At 49.3% G+C, this 4,094-nt stretch carries 1 protein-coding gene; it reads left to right on the top strand.

Features of this window, described 5'->3' with window-relative positions:
- Positions 1 to 4,094, top strand: a 4,094-nt coding sequence (locus tag KI742_RS22070; protein ID WP_285445311.1) for a tandem-95 repeat protein, incomplete at both ends; no start/stop codon positions are given.

Raw genomic sequence — 4,094 nt, 5'->3', positions numbered from 1 at the left:
AGCGTGGATGAAGACGGTTCTATCACGCTAAGCCAAGAGCAGCTTCTTGCTCAAGCCGGCGACGTGGATGGCGATGACCTAACTGCATCCAACCTCACTGTTGACGGCAATGCGACCGTTGTTGAGAATAATGACGGCAGCTTCACTATCACACCGGATGCGGACTTCAATGGCGACATTGATCTGAGCTTCGACATTACGGACGGCGATGCGACCATTCAAGCCACTGCCGATCTGACTGTGAACCCAGTGAACGACCTACCAACGGTTGGTCAGCCACAGTTCGTCACGCAAGAAGACACAAGCTTCACCTTCACCGAAGAGCAACTGCTGCAAAATGCAGGTGATATCGATGGTGATAACCTAACGGTTGAAAACGTTGCTTCTGACAGCGGTACTTTGGTTGATAACGGTGACGGCACGTACACCTTCGCTCCGAATGAAAACTTCGATGGCAACGTGAACGTGACGTTTGATGTCAACGATGGCACTGCAACCGTACCAGCAGAAGCGAACATTGATGTTCAATCTGTGGTTGATATGCCAGAGCTTTCGATTGCTTCGGACTTGGTGATTGCTTCTGATAACTTCGAGTCTGGCTCGAACGGTTGGAACGCGAACACCGAAAGTTCACAAGGCTTCGAAACGGGCGACATGCTGGGTCGTATTGGTGGCACTGGCGGTGATGAAGCGGTCAGCAAAACTTACGATATTCCAAGTGATGTTAATGAAGTGAATATTTCGTTTAGCTTCTACGAAATCGACTCTTGGGATGGCGAGTCGTTCCAAATCTTTGTGGGCGGCGAACAGCTAACCACCTTGGAGAACTCCGCGTTCCGTACTCAAGATGGTACGACAACGCTCTACGACTCAGATGGTAATGAAGTGGGTGAAGTGATCCACGGAGCCTCTCAACGTGAAGGCTTCAGTGGTTGGAACGACCAAGCTCACCAAATTAACCTAACGGTTCCTGTCGAGGATGGCGAATTGCAACTTGGCTTCGGTTCAACTTTGAATCAAGACGTTTGGGATGAATCGTTTGGTATCGACAACATCGAAATCACGGTAGCGGACGCGGATTATCAAATCATTGGTACCGAAGATACTCCAGTGCCGCTTGATATCGATGCAGCGTTAAGCGATACCGATGGTTCAGAAAACCTCTCAATCTTGATTGAAGATGTGCCAGAAGGCAGCGCACTATCAGCGGGTGTCGATAATGGTGACGGCACTTGGTCACTACAACCAGGCGAGCTAGAAGGACTAGAGTTTATCCCTTCTGCGGACTTCAACGGCGATGTGACGCTAACCGTAAATGCAACCTCTACGGATGTGGATACAGGTACAACGGCGACAGCGACGCAAGATGTGACGATTCATATCTCGCCAACCAATGATGCACCAGAAGTGACGGGTGATATCACTGCGGTAACTGCTGAAGACAACAGCATTACGCTGACTCAAGAGCAGTTACTTGAGCATGCCGTTGATATCGATGGTGATGACCTAAGTGCAATCAACCTGAGCACCAATGATGAAAATGCAACGGTTGAAATGAACGAGGATGGCAGCTTCACCATTACTCCAAGCGAGAACTTCTACGGCGACATTGAGTTTAGTTACGATGTCACGGATGGCGAAGAAGTGGTTGCTGCTGGTCTTGACCTAACCGTTACACCAGTCAATGACGCTCCAGAGCCACAAGATCAAGCGTTCACCGTGGGTGAGGACGGTCTTCTTACCTTTACAGATGCAGACCTATTAACAGGCGCGACGGATGTAGAAGGTGACAACCTAACAGTTGAAGGCGTGACTTACACTGGCGCGGACGGTGTCCTAACCGACAATGGTGATGGCACGTACAGCTTCGCGCCGAATGAGAACTTCAATGGTGACGTGAACTTCACTTTTGATGTGTCAGACGGTACGGATACGACCTCTGCCAACATTGATGTGAGTGTGACGCCAGAGAACGATCCTCCAGTTGCGGGCAGCACGTCTTACACAGTACATGAAGACAACTCGATCACCATCAGTGACGAGCAACTACTGGCTAATTCGTCTGATATCGAGGGTGATGTTGCGATCAGTAGCGTGAGTTACAGCGGTAACGACGGTGTGCTAGAAATTAATGGCGATGGTACTTACACCTTCTCACCAAACGAAAACTTTACAGGCGATGTTAGCCTAGATGTTGTCGTGGTTGACGAGGACGGCGCGGTTGATACAACAACAGCGGGTATTATCGTTCTTGAGGTGAACGATCCACCAATCGCAGGTACAACCAGTTACACCATTGATGAAGATGAAGTCATCACCATCAGTGCAGAACAGTTGTTGGCAAACTCTTCCGATATTGAAGGTGAGGTAGCACTAGATAGCGTGAGCTACAGTGGCAGCGAAGGTATCTTTACCGACAATGGTGATGGTACGTTCAGCTTTGCACCAAACCAAAACTTCAATGGTGAAGTGAACCTTGATGTTGTAGTCGTGGACGAAGATGGTGCGACCGCTTCGACGACGGCAAACATTGATGTTCTGCCAATCAATGATGCCCCAGTATCGGGTGACTTGGCTTACAGTGTCGACGAAGACAACTCAATCACGCTAAGCCAAGAGCAGCTTCTCGCTCAAGCAACGGATGTAGAAGGTGATGCACTAACCGCTTCCAACCTAGTGGTTGACGGTGATGCGACGGTTACGGCTAATGACGATGGTAGCTTTACCATTACGCCCGACGCGAACTTCAATGGCGACATTGATATCACGTTTGATATCAGTGATGGTTCTGACACCTTGGTCGCGACGGCAGATCTAACGGTTAATCCAGTTAACGACCTACCACAGCCAGAAGATCAAGCGTTCACCATTGGTGAAGATGGCGTGTTGACCTTTACTGATCAAGACCTGTTGGATGGTGCAACCGATATCGATGGCGATGACCTATCGGTAGAAGGTGTCACATACACTGGCGCGGACGGTGTCCTAACCGACAATGGCGATGGCACGTACAGCTTCGCACCGAATGAGAACTTCAATGGCGATGTGAACTTTACTTTCGATGTGTCAGACGGTACGGATACGACCTCTGCCAACATTGATGTGAGTGTGACGCCAGAGAACGATCCACCGGTGGCAGGCAGCACGTCCTACACAGTGCATGAAGACAATTCGATTACCATCAGTAACGAGCAACTACTGGCTAATTCGTCTGATATCGAGGGTGATGTTGCGATCAGCAGCGTGAGCTACAGCGGTAACGACGGTGTGCTAGAAATTAATGGCGATGGTACTTACACCTTCTCACCAAACGAAAACTTCAATGGCGAAGTGAGCCTAGATGTTGTCGTGGTTGACGAGGACGGCGCGGTTGATACAACAACAGCGGGTATTACCGTTCTTGAGGTGAACGATCCTCCAATCGCAGGCGCAACCAGTTACACCATTGATGAAGATGAAGTCATCACCATCAGTGCAGAACAGTTGTTGGCAAACTCTTCCGATATTGAAGGTGAAGTAGCACTAGATAGCGTGAGCTACAGTGGCAGTGAAGGTATCTTTACCGACAATGGTGATGGTACGTTCAGCTTTGCACCAAACCAAAACTTCAATGGTGAAGTGAATCTTGATGTTGTAGTCGTGGACGAAGATGGTGCGACCGCTTCGACGACGGCAAACATTGATGTTCTGCCAATCAATGATGCTCCAGTATCGGGTGACTTGGCTTACAGTGTCGACGAAGACAACTCAATCACGCTAAGCCAAGAACAATTGTTGGTACAAGCAACGGATGTAGAAGGTGATGCGCTGAGTGCGTCTAACCTAGTGGTTGACGGTGATGCAACAGTTACCGCAAACGACGATGGTAGCTTCACTATCACGCCAGATGCGAACTTTAATGGCGACATTGATATCACGTTCGATATCAACGACGGCAGCGACACTATTGTTGCAACGGCGGACCTAACCGTTAACCCAGTTAATGATTTGCCGCAGCCAGAAGATCAAGCGTTCACAATTGGTGAAGATGGCGTCTTGCTGTTCACTGATGAGGACCTACTTGATGGCGCAACGGATATCGATGGCGATGACCT

It is taken from the genome of Vibrio sp. D417a (genome assembly GCF_030248595.1).
Taxonomy (GTDB): Bacteria; Pseudomonadota; Gammaproteobacteria; order Enterobacterales; family Vibrionaceae; genus Vibrio; species Vibrio alginolyticus.
The sequence above is the reverse complement of the archived record's forward strand: the minus strand, read 5'-3'. Positions and strand labels throughout refer to the sequence as shown.